The organism is Vibrio sp. J2-3(2022) (assembly GCF_021725735.1).
Taxonomy (GTDB): Bacteria; Pseudomonadota; Gammaproteobacteria; order Enterobacterales; family Vibrionaceae; genus Vibrio; species Vibrio diabolicus.
This window is the reverse complement of the sequence record NZ_JAKKCK010000002.1, coordinates 625049-640101: the sequence shown is the minus strand read 5'-3', so window position 1 is coordinate 640101 and position 15053 is coordinate 625049. Positions and strand designations below refer to the sequence as shown.

Below are 15053 nucleotides of genomic sequence, written 5' to 3'. Positions count from 1 at the left end.
TAAACGAATTTTAAAATCAGTCGCCTTGGCCGCTGCGGCCTTACTTTCAGCATGCTCAGCAGATATCGATAATTATCAATCTTCTACACCGACTTTTGATTTATTCGGCTATTTTGAGGGCGATACAAAGGCGTGGGGGATGGTCCAAGATTACACTGAACAACAAACTCGTCGTTTTGAAGTCGACATAGTGGGTACTGTGGAAGGTAACACGTTGACGCTGGTGGAAGACTTTGTGTTTGATGATGGAGAGGTTGACCAGCGAATTTGGGTTATTACCAAATTAGAAGATGGACGCTATGAAGGTAAAGCAGAGGATATTATTGGTGTAGCAACAGGGGCTGAGCAAGGCAATGCGTTGCAGTGGCGGTATGACTTTGAGTTGCAAATGGATGACTCAACAGTAACGGTCGCTTTTGATGATTGGCTTTATCGTCAGGACGAGAAGCATGTTTTCAACCTCACCAAAATTAAAAAGTTTGGTATAGAGGTCGGGACAATAACCTTATTCTTCCAAAAACAGCCATAATAGTTGAGGGATTTATCCTCTTGCATTACTACCAAATAACCGAAATTATTTCTTCCTAACTAAAAAGGTTGACGCTTTCACGTCAACCTTTTCAATTGCAGATAATCAAGGTGTGATTACAGCTTATCTGTCAGCTCAACCGCTTGACCAATGTAGTTCGCTGGCGTCATCTCTTTCAGACGTGCTTTCTCGTGCTCAGGGAGCTCAAGACCGTCAATGAAGTTGCGCATTGCTTCGCCGTCTACACGCTTACCACGAGTTAGCTCTTTTAGCTTCTCGTATGGCTTTTCGATACCGTAGCGACGCATTACTGTTTGTACTGGCTCAGCGAGTACTTCCCAGTTTTTATCTAGTTCAGCAAGAAGCGCTTCACGGTTTACTTCTAGCTTGCTGATACCTTTTAGCGTAGAAGTGTAAGCGATGATTGCGTAGCCAACACCAACACCAAGGTTACGTAGAACCGTTGAATCAGTTAGGTCACGTTGCCAACGAGAGATAGGCAGTTTTTGTGCTAGGTGGCCAAATACTGCGTTCGCAAGACCTAGGTTACCTTCAGAGTTTTCAAAGTCGATTGGGTTAACTTTGTGCGGCATTGTTGAAGAACCGATCTCACCAGCAATGGTTTTTTGCTTGAAGTGGCCTAATGCAATGTAACCCCAAACGTCACGATCGAAGTCAATCAGGATAGTGTTGAAACGAGCGATAGCGTCGAACAGCTCAGCGATGTAATCATGCGGCTCGATTTGTGTTGTGTAAGGGTTCCAAGTTACGCCTAGAGACTCTGTAATGAATTCTTCAGAGAACTTGTGCCAATCTAGCTCTGGGTAAGCAGAAAGGTGTGCGTTGTAGTTACCTACTGCACCGTTGATTTTCGCTAGGATCTCAACGTTTTCGATTTGCTTGAATTGACGCTCCATACGGTACGCCACGTTTGCCATTTCTTTACCCATTGTAGATGGAGAAGCAGGCTGGCCGTGTGTACGAGATAGAAGAGGAATGTCGCGGTATTCAACTGCGAGTGCTTTGATAGCGTCAATTAGGTTACGGATTTCTGGAAGAATCACTTGCTCACGTGCTTCTTTTAGCATTAACGCATGAGAGGTGTTATTGATATCTTCAGAAGTACATGCAAAGTGGAAGAACTCATTAACAGCGTGCAGTTCAGGAACGTCTGCTACTTTCTCTTTTAAGAAGTACTCAACCGCTTTAACGTCGTGGTTAGTTGTACGCTCGATTTCTTTAATACGGCGTGCATCTTCTTCAGAGAAGTTAGCAGCAAGGTCGTCTAGGAATTGGTTAGCTTCTGCGCTGAATGCTGGCACTTCTGCAATTTCAGCAGTAGCCGCTAGCTTCTGTAGCCAACGAATTTCTACGATAGTACGGTATTTTAGTAGACCGTACTCGCTGAAAATTTCGCGTAACGCAATCGTCTTACTTCCGTAACGGCCGTCTACTGGTGAAACAGCAGTCAATGCTGACAGTTCCATGATGTTCTCCTGAATTGGGTTTCTAAATTTCGTGAGCGTTATACCAATAACTGTGGCAATTGTCACGAATATTGCGCAAACGTTTGCGCGGGATTTGTTTTATTCGAAAAAAAGTAGCTCGCGATAAACGCGAGCTAGCAGAGTATTCTACATTCTGGCTAACAGGATTTGAGCCTGTTCGACCATTTTCTTTCGGCCAAAAATTAGATGACGACGTTTACCGCCTACTTGGCGCCACAGAACAGCACTACGAATGCCAGATAGCAGTAGAGCACGGACTTTGTGTTGGCTGGCCGTTTGTTGCAGTACAGAAGGCGTGCCTGTTACTTGAATGCGTGGTCCAATAGGGCTAACAACATCCAAGTAGATGCTCGCTAAATTGCTGATCATTTGATCATCTAGCAGTTCAAAATGCTCTGACTGGCGCTTGGCCATCTGGATACGGTCACCAAGCTGGGACATGGCATCGTTGCGAGCGCTTAACTTACGTTCTAGCGCCATCAAGCTAATGATGTAACGAGTGATCTCACTGCCTGATGGGGTGCTATCAATCCCTTTAACCAGACACTCCAGACCGAGCTTTAGATCGGCTTCGCGACCGAATACGCCAACGGTGTTAGCAGGGTTTGTGCTCAAAATAGCTTTGATTGATGTTTCAAAAGCATCTTGATCACAATGCCCGTTTCTCGCAACTTGTTGAACCAAAGCGACAGCTTGGCAAATACCAGCGAAAGCGATAGTACGGTCATAAAGTGTATTCGCCACGTAACGACTCCTAAGCTTGAGAATATTTAATGCGTTGCTCGATGATGCCGCCACCTAGACATACGTCATCTTTATAAAACACTGCTGATTGACCAGGCGTCACTGCAATTTGTGGTTCATCAAAGATCACTTTAATGTTTTCATCATCGATCGGGATGATTGTACAAGGAATATCTTCCTGACGGTAACGAGTTTTCACTGTGCACTTCATAACATCGCGAATTGGCTCACGATCTACCCAGTGAAGTTGTGACGCAAGTAGACCTTCTGATTTTAGCATCGGGTGGTCTTTACCTTGGACTGCGATTAGCACGTTACGCTCTAGGTCTTTTTCACCAACAAACCACGGCTCTTCGTTACCACCGCCGCCTTTACGGCCACCGATGTGTAGACCTTTACGCTGACCTAGTGTGTGGTACATCAAACCTTGGTGTTGACCGATCACTTCGCCTTCTGGCGTTTCGATATTACCAGGCTGAGCAGGAAGGTAACGACCTAGAAAGTCGGTAAATTTACGCTCACCGATGAAACAAATACCTGTCGAGTCTTTCTTCTTCGCTGTTACTAAACCTTGCTCTTCCGCAATACGGCGTACTTCAGGTTTCTCTAAATCACCAACAGGGAAGAGGCTACGGCCAATTTGTTCGTGGCTTAGTGTATATAGAAAGTAGCTCTGGTCTTTGTTGCCATCTAGGCCACGCAACATCGCTGGTTTCTCACCGTTATCCGGGAAAGAGCGACGTACGTAGTGACCCATTGCAATGTAGTCAGCATCAAGCACTTCATCAGCGAATTCTAGGAATGCTTTGAACTTGATTTCTTTGTTACAAAGAATGTCAGGGTTCGGTGTACGACCCGCTTTGTATTCAGCAAGGAAGTACTCAAATACGTTATCCCAGTATTCGGCAGCAAAGTTGATGGTGTGTAGATGAATGCCTAGCTTGTCACATACTGCCTGAGCATCAGCAAGATCTTCTGCTGCTGTACAATATTCTTCGTTGTCATCTTCTTCCCAGTTCTTCATGAACAGGCCTTCTACTTGGTAGCCTTGTTGCTTGAGAAGATACGCAGAAACAGATGAATCAACGCCGCCGGACATACCGACGATGACTTTCTTTTGGCTGTTATCAGACATTACTAAACACCACTTAAATAAACGGGATGCAGATTCTATCAGAATCCACAGACCGGTGACAGATCCGAGATCGAAATCACAATTCGTTTCGCTGCATTTTTCTTCAACAGAAATTCGAACGGGCAATTTCGCAAGTATAGAAGAGGTATATATGGCATAGTTGGCAAAAATCCAAGAGGAAAGTCCAAATGACCGAAGAAAACCAGTTTATGCAAGAAGCCGAGTTGATTGAAATTGTTGAAAACCAACTTGAGGACGGCAATCCATTAAAAGTTAAAGAGACGCTAATGCGCTTAATGATGACAGGGACACCTAGAGAAGAAGCGGTTGCAATGATGGCATGTGCCATGTCGATTGAAATTTTCGATGTGATGAAAAATGAAGGTGAGTTCAACCTAAAGCGTTACTGCGAGCACCTTGAGCAACTGCCAGATCTAAGTTTTATGGAAGGTGAATAAGGAGTCTAGAAGAAAAAAGTGGCTAGCAAACGTTTGCTATAATTGCTTTTATTGCCGCTTTATTATTAGCGGTATAGAATCCGTTCTCCTTTTCATCCCCTTACTCAGACTGACAATATGAAATTTCCTGGACAACGCAAATCGAAGCACTATTTTCCTGTTCATGCTCGTGACCCGCTGGTGAGCCAAGCACAAGAAAGCAAGAAGATGACGCGCACTCACATCATTGGTATTGACCAAACTTTGGTGGATATTGAAGCTAAAGTTACAACGGATGTGATTGAAAAGTACGGTCTGAGTAAAGGTCACTCTTTGGTTATTGATGACGAAAGAGCAGAAGAGTTGTACCAGCAACTTAAAGAAGAGAACTTAATTACCAATGAGTATGCGGGTGGCACAATTGGTAACACGCTACACAACTACTCTGTGCTAGCAGATGATCGCTCTACGCTGCTTGGAGTGATGAGCCAGGATATCAAAATTGGCAGCTATGGCTACCGTTACCTTTGTAATACATCAAGCCGCATGGACTTGAACTATCTACAAGGTGTTGATGGCGCTATCGGTCGTTGTTTCGCTCTTATCACAGAAGATGGTGAACGTACTTTTGCGATCAGTGAAGGGCAAATGAACCAACTGCATCCTGATAGCATTCCAGAAAAAATCTTTAAAAATGCATCGGCGCTTGTACTAACGTCATATTTAGTACGTTGTAAAGAAGGCGACCCAATGCCTGAAGCAACAATGAAAGCGATTGAGTACGCGAAAAAGAATGATGTGCCCGTTGTTCTGACTCTTGGGACGAAGTTCGTTATTCAAGATGACCCGAAATATTGGCAAGAATTCATTCGAGATAACGTTTCAGTCGTTGCGATGAATGAAGATGAAGCAGAAGCTCTGACGGGTGAGTCAGACCCACTTGCTGCATCTGATAAAACACTGGAGTGGGCAGATCTAGTATTGTGCACCGCGGGGCCTGTAGGCCTATTTATGGCGGGTTATACGGAAGACAGCGCGAAGCGCGAAACTTCTTTGCCATTACTTCCGGGGTCAATCGCTGAATTTAATCGCTATGAATTTAGTCGTCCGGCGAAAAAAGACACATGTGAAACACCAATAAAAGTGTACTCACATATCTCGCCATATATGGGTGGTCCAGAAAAAATCAAGAATACCAATGGTGCAGGTGATGCTGCGTTATCTGCTGTTCTTCATGATATGGCGGCAAATAAATACCATAAAGAAAATGTGCCTAATTCAAGCAAGCACAGTAACGAATATTTAACTTACTCTTCTTTTTCTCAAGTATGTAAATACGCAAACCGTGCGAGCTACGAAGTTCTCGTGCAACATTCTCCACGTTTGTCACGTGGGCTTCCTGAGCGAGAAGATAGCCTAGAAGAAGCATACTGGGAACGTTAATACACAGTAGTTTAATTAACCATTCTATAACTAAAGTAAAAGGCGCATTAAAAAATGCGCCTTTTTTATTTGTAATGAACCAAATAAAAAAGGCTCCCATTGGGAGCCTTTTAAAAATAGCGCGGATTTAGATCAGGAAATCATCCAGAGATTTACCTGCATCAAGTTGCTCTTGAATTGCAGAAGGTGTACGACCTTGGCCTGTCCAAGTCTTCTCATTACCGTTTGAGTCTGTGTATTTGTATTTAGCTGGACGAGGTGCACGCTTCGCTTTGCCTTTCGTCTTAGTTTCGCCAGATAGCGCAGTAATAAGCGCTTCTACGTCAATACCGTCTTGAGCAATTTTCTCTGCGATCTCTGCTAGCTTAGCTTCTTGCTCAGCTTGTGCTGCACGTTCTGCTTCTTCTGCTTCACGACGCTCTTCTACAACAGTAGTTAGTTTATCTAGAGCTTCTTCCAATTGTTCTAGAGTCAGCTCACGAGAAAATGCACGAAGGCTACGGATATTTAGAAGGGTTTTAGTCAGCTCTGACATAACGATTCCTATTAAAAGGTTAATGTGTTGGGCACTTTTTATCGTTACGATTAAATAATGCCAATCTATAAATAAACAAAGAGTCCTTATATTTAACTTTATCTTTTCCTTATGTGCAAATACTAAATCAAGATTTTGTTTAAATTTAGCTATTTTTTTAAAGCAATAAATATTATTACACTCGAAATAAATCTTATTAGATGAGAATTGAAATCAACACTCGTTATTGTATAGAGATAGAGCCAGCTTGGTTTTTATAAAAAAGTTGAGTTATTACTTAAAAATATGAAGCGTCCATCTTTGATGGAGTGTCATATATCCTTAATTTATTGATACAAGATAAACCATGATATTTTTAAGGTAGTAATAATGTTTCATAAATAACAAAATTGATGTGATTTCAGTTGCACAAAACTAACTTGAAGTAGACAAGGTTTATAAATTATCTCAGTCATTATTTATTTGTTTAATTTAGTTTGATGTGTTGCATTGACTCTCATCATAAGTACAATGGCTGCTACCTGATGCAATATTGCAGACAATTTGTTGTTAATTTGTACAGTTAGTGGTTAATTGTTTGTTGTTGCCGTAGAGGCGCGGTCTCGAAGAGTAGCTATTATTGGGGTGATGCCAATGAATAATAGTGGAAGGCGAAGATTGCCGAAGTAAGTAACTCATCAAAGTTACTTGCTGGGGTTGTATCTGAAAGGAACAACACTGCCATAGTATATATTCACATTAAACTATGGAGCGCTACTGTAGGGTTGGGTGGAGTGTTCGCTTCCCTGTCGCTAAGTTCAACATGAGCACGTATCGTATGCTACGTGACTTGTCTGCAGTAGATCTCTAGCCAAACTTTGGTTTTTGAAGATCATGAATTTAATAGATTTTTCTAGTTCTCCTGTTTCATTATTGCCACCTATTGTCGCTTTGACTTTGGCGATTCTGACTCGACGTGTATTAGTTTCCTTAGGTGTAGGTATCGTGCTGGGTGCGGTTCTACTTAATAGCTGGTCTATCGGTGATACCGTTAGTTACGTGAGTTCTCAAGTTTCTTCTGTCTTTATTGAAGATGGCGGAATTAACACTTGGAACATGAGCATTGTTGGTTTCCTAATCTTATTAGGTATGACAACTGCATTATTAACGCTATCTGGTGGTACTCGTGCATTTGCCGAATGGGCACAATCTCGAGTAAAGAGTAAACGCGGCTCCAAACTTCTTGCTGCCTTTTTAGGCGTATTCATTTTTGTCGACGATTACTTTAACAGTCTTGCTGTTGGTGCCATTTCTCGTCCAGTAACCGATCGTTTTTATGTGTCTCGCGCGAAGCTTGCATACATTCTAGACTCAACTGCTGCACCAATGTGTGTGATCATGCCTGCTTCTAGCTGGGGTGCTTACATTATTACGATTATCGGCGGTATCTTAGTCTCACATGGGATCACTGAGTATTCGGCTCTTGGCGCGTACGTTCGTCTTATTCCAATGAACTTCTACGCAGTTTTTGCACTGCTTATGGTGTTTGCTGTGGCGTGGTTTGGCCTCGATATCGGTAAGATGCGTGAGCATGAAATCTCTGCATCTCAAGGCCGCGGCTTTGATAAAGACAAAGAAAACGACTCGCAAGAAGCGCATGATCTAAACGAAGAGCTAGATATCCGTGAAAGCGAAAAGGGTAAAGTGTCAGACTTGGTACTTCCTATCGTGACGCTGATTATTGCGACTATCGCTTCTATGCTTTACACGGGTGGCCAAGCATTGGTTGCTGACGGCAAAGAGTTTGCGCTTCTAGGTGCGTTTGAAAATACAGATGTAGGCACATCACTAATCTACGGTAGCTTGCTTGGCTTAGCAGTTGCACTGTTTACTGTTGTGAAGCAAGGTCTTCCAATGGGTGAAATTGCACGCACACTTTGGATTGGTGCGAAGTCTATGTTTGGCGCGATTCTAATCCTGGTATTTGCCTGGACTATCGGTTCGGTTATCGGTGACATGAAGACGGGTTCTTACCTTTCTACAATGGCGCAGGGCAATATCAATCCACATTGGCTACCGGTTATCCTATTCTTGTTGTCTGGTCTAATGGCATTTTCAACCGGTACTTCTTGGGGTACGTTCGGCATTATGCTTCCAATCGCGGGTGATATGGCTGGTGCAACCGATCTTGCGCTAATGCTCCCAATGCTAAGTGCAGTTTTAGCCGGTGCCGTTTTTGGTGACCATTGTTCACCTATCTCCGATACCACTATTCTGTCGTCGACTGGTGCACGTTGTAATCATATTGATCATGTATCGACCCAGTTGCCTTATGCATTGTCCGTGGCGCTAGTTTCCTGTGTTGGCTTCATTACTTTGGGGATGACTGCGTCAATTGCATTCTCATTCATCGCTGCATCAATCACATTTATTATTGTATGTGGAGCACTTTCTTGGTTGTCGAAGTCTAAAATGGCATCGTGTCAAAATGTCTAGTACAGCTCAGTGTTTTTAATAAAGAGGAAGCTCCGCTAAATTTAGCGGAGCTTTTTTTTAACGCGATTTAGGTGAGGGGGGCAATCGCGTTTTTGGGGATAATCGTTTCGTGTTAAAAGCGAGCTATTTGTGTTCTGAGCACTCCTTTCTGTGCTGTGATAGAAAATCTATCAACCGACTTCTTCTTAGCTCTAAGCAAAGACTATGCCTAGTTTAAGTTGTTGATTTTAAAGGCGGCAATATCAAGAGGTTTATGATGAGGGGCTAAGTAAATGATATATGATGAGTTGTCTGTTACACAGTGTCACGTTACACCTGTACAGCAACTAAACATTTAAGTTGTATTTCTTTATTAGACGATAAAGCGTTGTTCTTGAAATACCAAGATGACGTGCAGCCGCACTCATATTGTGCTTATTTTCTTCGATAGCTTGCAGTAGGTAGTCGAGATCAATTTGGTCCACTGAAGGGAGTAATTGCCTTTCATTATTATCAAGGCCCAAGTCAGCGACGAGAAGCGTGTGATCTTCACACATGACAATCGCTCGTTGAATTACATTTCGCAGTTCTCTTACGTTACCTGGCCAACGATGCTTGAGGAGCTTGGCTTTCACTTTATCCGACATTTTTTGTACCTGACCATGAGACAAATCTGTCAAGAAGTGTTCTGATAACATAAGGATATCTTTCCCACGCTTTCTCAGTGGAGGAATAGTTAATGGCAAGATATTAAGCCGATAGAATAAATCTTCACGGAATCCACCTTGTACAACCTCATTTTTCAAATCCACGTGGCTCGCAGCAATGACTCTACAGTCCACGTCAATGAATTTATCAGCGCCGACTTTATGGATTTGCTTACTCTCTAAAAAGTGCAGAAGGTGGATTTGTAGATCCGGCGGCATATCACCAATCTCATCTAGGAATAGGGTACCTTTATGTGCTTTTTGAATAAAACCGATACGATCTGAAATCGCTCCTGTAAATGCTCCTTTTTCGTGACCGAAAAGTTCGGACGCAATAAGACCACTTGGAATTGCGCCGCAGTTAACTTCAACAAAAGGTGCCGAGTGTCTGTTCGACAACTGATGAATAAGACGAGCACAGAGACCTTTGCCCACCCCTGTTTCACCCTGAATGAGTACTTCAGCATCACATTGAGCGTACTTTTGGATTGCCGTGCGAAGTTCTTGGATACATGCACTATTGCCGATTAATGGGTATAGTGTTGTATCGCTGAAATCCACAGCTTGTTTGTTACTACCGTTACGCAGTTTCATGGTTAATCACTATTTTTTGCCCCACTCAAATAATAGTTTTGAATGAGTCGTCTCAAACGTGAGTGGATGTCTCTTTATTGAGAATGATGTCAATTACTAAGGGCGGTGAGATCTAAATAGTTGTTTTGATGAAAATTCATACTATTCTTCTTTTTCTTTAAGAATAGGGTTGAATAGAAACCTAATTTCTACCCATATACTCAACTGAAATTAAATTTAAATCCTTTAAAATCAAGTAATTATAAAAAATAGTTAGAAAATGCTAAATTCAGTATTGAAAAATATAGAATCCTTGGTTAGTGTGGTTACTAACGAAGCAACTCAATAGAGCCTTAAATAAGTATGCGTAATTTTGTAATGAACATTCATCACCATCATCACCCAATCTAGTCTTTCGGGCGATGTACGCATACCCGGGAGGCAGGAAACTCCCGGAGGTGAAATCAAAGTAAAAGCAGATTTTAAACCCTCGGGAGACTCCAATCTCTCGAGGGTTTTTTAGTTTTATTAATTCAAAAATTACTTAGATATCAAAATCTTGCACAGGGAAAAAGCAATGCAAACACAACGCTTAAGAATCGCAATTCAGAAAAAAGGTCGCCTTAGCAAAGAGAGCCAAGCTCTGCTAAAACAGTGCGGCGTAAAATTTAATGTAATGGGGGAGCGTTTAGTGGTTCACTCGGAGAACATGCCAATTGATTTGCTTTTGGTTCGTGACGATGACATCCCTGGCTTGATCATGGATGGTGTTGTTGACTTAGGTTTCATTGGTGAAAATGAATTGGAAGAAGTTCGTCTAGATCGTAAAGCTCTGGGTGAACCATGTGAGTTTGTACAACTTCGTCGACTTGACTTTGGCGGTTGTCGCTTGTCTATCGCTATCGACAAGGATGAAGAGTACAACGGTCCACAAGACTTAGCCGGTAAGCGTATTGCCACAACTTACCCTCAACTCCTAAAAGCTTACATGGATGAAGCAGGCGTTCCATTCTCCACATGTATGCTAACTGGCTCTGTAGAAGTTGCACCTCGCGCAGGTCTAGCTGACGCTATTGCTGATTTGGTATCGACTGGCGCAACGTTAGAAGCGAATGGCTTAAAAGAAGCGGAAGTGATCTTTAAATCTAAAGCGACGCTGATTCAACGTATCGGTGAGTTTGATGCAGACAAAACAGCACTGATTGAAAAACTACTGACTCGCATGCAAGGCGTACAACAAGCGAAAGAGTCTAAGTACATCATGCTTCACGCGCCAGCTGAAAAGCTCGATCAAATCAAAGCACTACTTCCTGGTGCTGAGGATCCTACGGTTCTTCCTCTTTCTGCAGATAAGCAGAAAATGGCTGTTCACTTAGTGAGTTCTGAAAACCTGTTCTGGGAAACCATGGAACAGCTAAAAGAGTTAGGTGCTAGCTCAATCCTAGTGCTACCAATTGAAAAAATGATGGAGTAAACATCATGAGAACAGTCGTTTGGCAATCTTTAAGTGAAGAGCAGCAAGATTCGATCTTAGAACGTCCTGCTATTGCAGAAGGTGCAAATATCACTGCAGCAGTGTCTGAGGTTATCGCTAAAGTTAGAAATGAAGGCGACTCTGCTCTCAACGAGCTGACAGAAAAGTTTGATCGCGTTAAACCTGAGTCCATTCGTGTTTCTTCTCAGGAAATTAAAGCCGCTTCAGAGCGCTTGTCTGAATCAATGAAAAATGCATTAGAGCAAGCTTATGCCAATATTTCTAAATTCCACAAAGCGCAAAAGCCACAGCCAATTAAAGTCGAAACTCAACCGGGTGTGCTTTGTGAACAGGTAACACGTCCAATTCAAAAAGTGGGTTTGTACATTCCTGGTGGTAGCGCGCCATTGCCATCGACGGTTTTGATGCTGGGCGTGCCTGCGAAAATTGCCGGCTGTCGTAAAGTTGTGCTTTGCTCTCCGCCTCCAATCGCTGACGAGATCCTTTACGTAGCAAAATTGTGTGGCATTGATGAAGTGTACAACGTCGGTGGTGGTCAAGCTGTTGCTGCAATGGCATATGGTACAGAGACCGTATCAAAAGTTGATAAGATTTTTGGCCCGGGTAACGCTTATGTGACGGAAGCAAAGCGTCAGGTGAGCAATGATTTCCGTGGCGCAGCGATTGATATGCCAGCGGGTCCTTCGGAAGTTCTTGTGATTGCGGATGAAACAGCGGACCCAGATTTTATTGCGGCGGACCTTCTAAGTCAGGCAGAGCATGGACCTGACTCTCAAGTTGTACTTGTGACGCCATCAGCCATTATTGCAGATCAGGTGACAGATGCCGTTCGTCGTCAATTGAAAGAGTTGTCTCGTTCAGAGATTGCAGAAAAAGCGCTCGCATCGAGTTTAATCATTATTGCTGAATCGATCACCCAAGCGATCTCTATTTCTAATTATTATGGCCCTGAGCACTTAATTGTTCAGACTAAGAACCCACGCGAGCTTCTGCCTCTATTAGACAACGCAGGTTCGATCTTCCTTGGTGATTGGTCGCCTGAATCTGCAGGTGATTACGCATCGGGCACTAACCACGTTCTTCCTACTTACGGTTACACACGGACATATTCAAGCTTAGGTTTGGCTGATTTTTCTAAACGAATGACGGTTCAAGAGCTTTCAGCTGACGGTCTTAAAAATCTTGCGCCAACGGTTGTCACCATGGCTGAAGCAGAAGGTCTGGACGCTCACAAACGTGCTGTTACTATCCGTGTAGAAAAATTAGCAAGTAAGTAAGAATAAGAGAGTAAAGAGATGGAAAAGCTAGCGCGTAAACAAGTCCAACAACTAACACCTTATCTTTCGGCTCGCCGAATTGGTGGTACAGGTGACGTATGGCTGAACGCCAACGAATCGCCATTCAACAATGAATACAAAACAGACTTTGCTCGTCTTAATCGTTACAGCGAATGCCAGCCGAAAGAACTGATTTCTGCTTACGCCGCGTATGCTGGAGTGAAGCCAGAACAAACGCTGACTTCTCGCGGTGCAGATGAAGGTATTGAGTTATTGATCCGTGCTTTCTGTGAACCGGGTGAAGACGCGATTTTATACTGCCCACCGACTTACGGTATGTACGCCATCAGTGCAGAAACCATCGGTGTAGAGCGCAAAACGGTGCCGCTAACGTCAGATTGGCAACTAGACCTTGCAGGCATCGAAGCGAATCTAGATAACGTAAAACTGGTTTTCGTATGCTCGCCAAACAACCCAACGGGTAACTTAGTTAAGCGTGACGATATTGTCTCTCTGCTTGAGATGACAAAAGACCGCGCAATCGTGGTCATGGACGAAGCGTACATCGATTTTTGTCCAGAAGCTTCAACAGTAGATTTACTGGCAGAATATCCAAATCTAGCGATTCTGCGTACTCTGTCGAAAGCTTTCGCGCTTGCTGGTCTTCGTTGTGGATTTACGCTAGCAAACGAAGAACTGATTAACGTCCTTCTTAAAGTGATCGCACCATATCCAGTACCGGTGCCAGTTGCAGAAATTGCTACTCAAGCGCTCTCAGAAGCAGGATTAGCGCGAGCGAAGTTCCAAGTTCTCGATTTGAACGCGAACCGAGCTTACTTACAAGTTGGTTTGTCGATGATTCCGGGTCTGGAGGTTTTTGAAGGGTGGGGTAACTACTTATTGGTGAAATTCCCAGATGGCGATGCTCTTTTCAAAGCCGCTTGGGATACGGGCATTATCCTGCGTAACTCGCCAATTGAGAACTGCGTGCGTATCAGTGTTGGTAACCGCGACGAGTGTGAAAAGACACTGGGTTTCATTAGAAACTACTATTCATAAATAGAATTCTCAACGTTCTCGGTTTATGCCGAGAACGAAACAAGATTAGTAATAAGGAAGTTCGAGTGAGCAAGCAACAAAAAATCCTATTTATCGACCGAGATGGCACCTTAATTGTTGAGCCGCCGATTGATTTTCAAGTAGACCGTTTAGATAAGCTAAAACTAGAGCCATTTGTTATCCCAAGCCTGTTGTCGTTGCAGGATGCTGGATACCGTCTAGTGATGGTCACTAACCAAGATGGTTTGGGTACTGACAGCTACCCACAAGCTGATTTTGATGCACCGCACAACATGATGATGGAGATCTTCGAGTCTCAAGGTGTGAAGTTCGATGACGTGTTGATTTGTCCTCACTTTGAAGAAGATAACTGCTCTTGCCGTAAGCCTAAGCTAGGCATGGTGAAAGAGTTCCTTCAAGGTGGCAAAGTTGATTTTAAAAACTCTGTTGTGATTGGCGATCGTCAAACCGATCTTCAACTTGCAGAAAACATGGCAATTCGTGGTATTCAATACAACCCAGAAACCATGGGGTGGAAACAGATCTTGAAAGATCTAACGGTGAAGGCACGCGTTGCTGAAGTTATTCGTACCACGAAAGAAACGGACATCAAAGTTGCGGTTAATCTTGATGAGCAAGGCGGTAACGATATCTCAACGGGTCTTGGTTTCTTCGACCACATGTTGGATCAAATTGCGACGCACGGTGGATTCCAGATGGTGTGCAAAGTAGAAGGTGATCTACACATTGATGATCACCACACGGTCGAAGATACCGCTCTTGCGTTGGGTCAAGCATTGAAAGAAGCACTGGGTGACAAACGTGGTATTGGTCGCTTTGGTTTCAGCCTGCCAATGGATGAGTGCTTGGCACAATGTGCACTGGACCTATCTGGTCGTCCTTACCTTAAGTTCGACGCGCAGTTTAGCCGTGAGCAAGTGGGTGATCTTTCAACAGAGATGGTGGTTCACTTCTTCCGCTCTTTGACTGACACATTAGCATGTACGTTGCACCTTTCTTCTGCGGGCAACAATGATCACCACATCATTGAAAGTCTATTTAAAGCGTTTGGTCGTACTCTGCGCCAAGCAATCAAAGTAGAAGGCACTGAGCTACCAAGTAGTAAAGGCGTGCTTTAAGGCGAATCTTAGCAAGGA

The 15053-nt window shown here is 43.4% G+C and carries 13 protein-coding genes, 1 riboswitch and 1 other annotated feature; of the genes, 8 read left to right on the top strand and 5 right to left on the bottom strand.

What is annotated here, in order from left to right; translation table 11 throughout:
* Positions 1–7: 7 nt before the first annotated feature.
* The gene (locus tag L3V27_RS10930) at positions 8–529 is read left to right on the top strand and encodes a DUF3833 domain-containing protein (protein WP_104975083.1); all 522 of its coding nucleotides are present in this window, start codon (positions 8–10) and stop codon (positions 527–529) included.
* 116 nt (positions 530–645) lie between these two features.
* On the opposite strand, the gene purB is transcribed toward L3V27_RS10930, so the two are convergent.
* The 3 genes from purB to mnmA form a co-directional block, all read right to left on the bottom strand.
* Complete coding sequence (purB, locus tag L3V27_RS10925; RefSeq protein ID WP_005390853.1) at positions 646–2016, bottom strand: adenylosuccinate lyase; 1371 nt, start codon at positions 2014–2016, stop codon at positions 646–648.
* Positions 2017–2163: 147 nt separating this feature from the next.
* Positions 2164–2781 (bottom strand): high frequency lysogenization protein HflD, encoded by a 618-nt coding sequence (gene hflD / locus L3V27_RS10920; protein ID WP_005390855.1) that lies wholly within the window; start codon positions 2779–2781, stop codon positions 2164–2166.
* A gap of 10 nt (positions 2782–2791) precedes the next feature.
* On the bottom strand, positions 2792–3916 hold the full coding sequence (mnmA, locus tag L3V27_RS10915; protein ID WP_005390857.1) for a tRNA 2-thiouridine(34) synthase MnmA: 1125 nt from the start codon (positions 3914–3916) through the stop codon (positions 2792–2794).
* A 188-nt stretch (positions 3917–4104) separates the two neighbouring features.
* On the opposite strand from mnmA, the gene L3V27_RS10910 reads away from it, so the two are divergent.
* Positions 4105–4374: a hypothetical protein gene (locus L3V27_RS10910; protein ID WP_005390859.1), complete on the top strand. Its 270-nt coding sequence runs from the start codon at positions 4105–4107 to the stop codon at positions 4372–4374.
* A 117-nt stretch (positions 4375–4491) separates the two neighbouring features.
* Positions 4492–5796, top strand: coding sequence for an inosine/guanosine kinase (locus tag L3V27_RS10905; RefSeq protein ID WP_005390861.1), 1305 nt, complete (start codon positions 4492–4494; stop codon positions 5794–5796).
* Between the two features lie 127 nt (positions 5797–5923).
* On the opposite strand, the gene L3V27_RS10900 is transcribed toward L3V27_RS10905, so the two are convergent.
* The gene (locus L3V27_RS10900; RefSeq protein WP_005390863.1) at positions 5924–6331 is read right to left on the bottom strand and encodes an H-NS family nucleoid-associated regulatory protein; all 408 of its coding nucleotides are present in this window, start codon (positions 6329–6331) and stop codon (positions 5924–5926) included.
* A 581-nt stretch (positions 6332–6912) separates the two neighbouring features.
* A riboswitch (Lysine riboswitch) is annotated at positions 6913–7095 on the top strand.
* Positions 7096–7204: 109 nt separating this feature from the next.
* Here L3V27_RS10900 and tet(35) point away from each other — a divergent pair.
* Positions 7205–8806, top strand: a complete 1602-nt coding sequence (tet(35), locus tag L3V27_RS10895; RefSeq protein ID WP_046874775.1) for a tetracycline efflux Na+/H+ antiporter family transporter Tet(35) — start codon at positions 7205–7207, stop codon at positions 8804–8806.
* Positions 8807–9132: 326 nt separating this feature from the next.
* Here the strand turns inward: tet(35) and L3V27_RS10890 are convergent, their stop codons facing one another.
* On the bottom strand, positions 9133–10086 hold the full coding sequence (locus L3V27_RS10890) for a sigma-54 dependent transcriptional regulator (protein ID WP_005390867.1): 954 nt from the start codon (positions 10084–10086) through the stop codon (positions 9133–9135).
* A gap of 365 nt (positions 10087–10451) precedes the next feature.
* Positions 10452–10589, top strand: a sequence feature (His leader region).
* A 53-nt stretch (positions 10590–10642) separates the two neighbouring features.
* Here L3V27_RS10890 and hisG point away from each other — a divergent pair.
* The 4 genes from hisG to hisB all read left to right on the top strand — a co-directional run bounded on the left by hisG (position 10643) and on the right by hisB (position 15035).
* The gene (hisG, locus tag L3V27_RS10885; RefSeq protein WP_005390869.1) at positions 10643–11539 is read left to right on the top strand and encodes an ATP phosphoribosyltransferase; all 897 of its coding nucleotides are present in this window, start codon (positions 10643–10645) and stop codon (positions 11537–11539) included.
* Positions 11540–11544: 5 nt separating this feature from the next.
* Positions 11545–12837 (top strand): histidinol dehydrogenase, encoded by a 1293-nt coding sequence (hisD, locus tag L3V27_RS10880; protein WP_005390871.1) that lies wholly within the window; start codon positions 11545–11547, stop codon positions 12835–12837.
* A gap of 18 nt (positions 12838–12855) precedes the next feature.
* Positions 12856–13896 (top strand): histidinol-phosphate transaminase, encoded by a 1041-nt coding sequence (gene hisC, locus L3V27_RS10875; RefSeq protein ID WP_053807212.1) that lies wholly within the window; start codon positions 12856–12858, stop codon positions 13894–13896.
* Positions 13897–13961: 65 nt separating this feature from the next.
* On the top strand, positions 13962–15035 hold the full coding sequence (gene hisB, locus L3V27_RS10870) for a bifunctional histidinol-phosphatase/imidazoleglycerol-phosphate dehydratase HisB (protein WP_109168490.1): 1074 nt from the start codon (positions 13962–13964) through the stop codon (positions 15033–15035).
* The last annotated feature ends 18 nt before the right edge of the window (positions 15036–15053 follow it).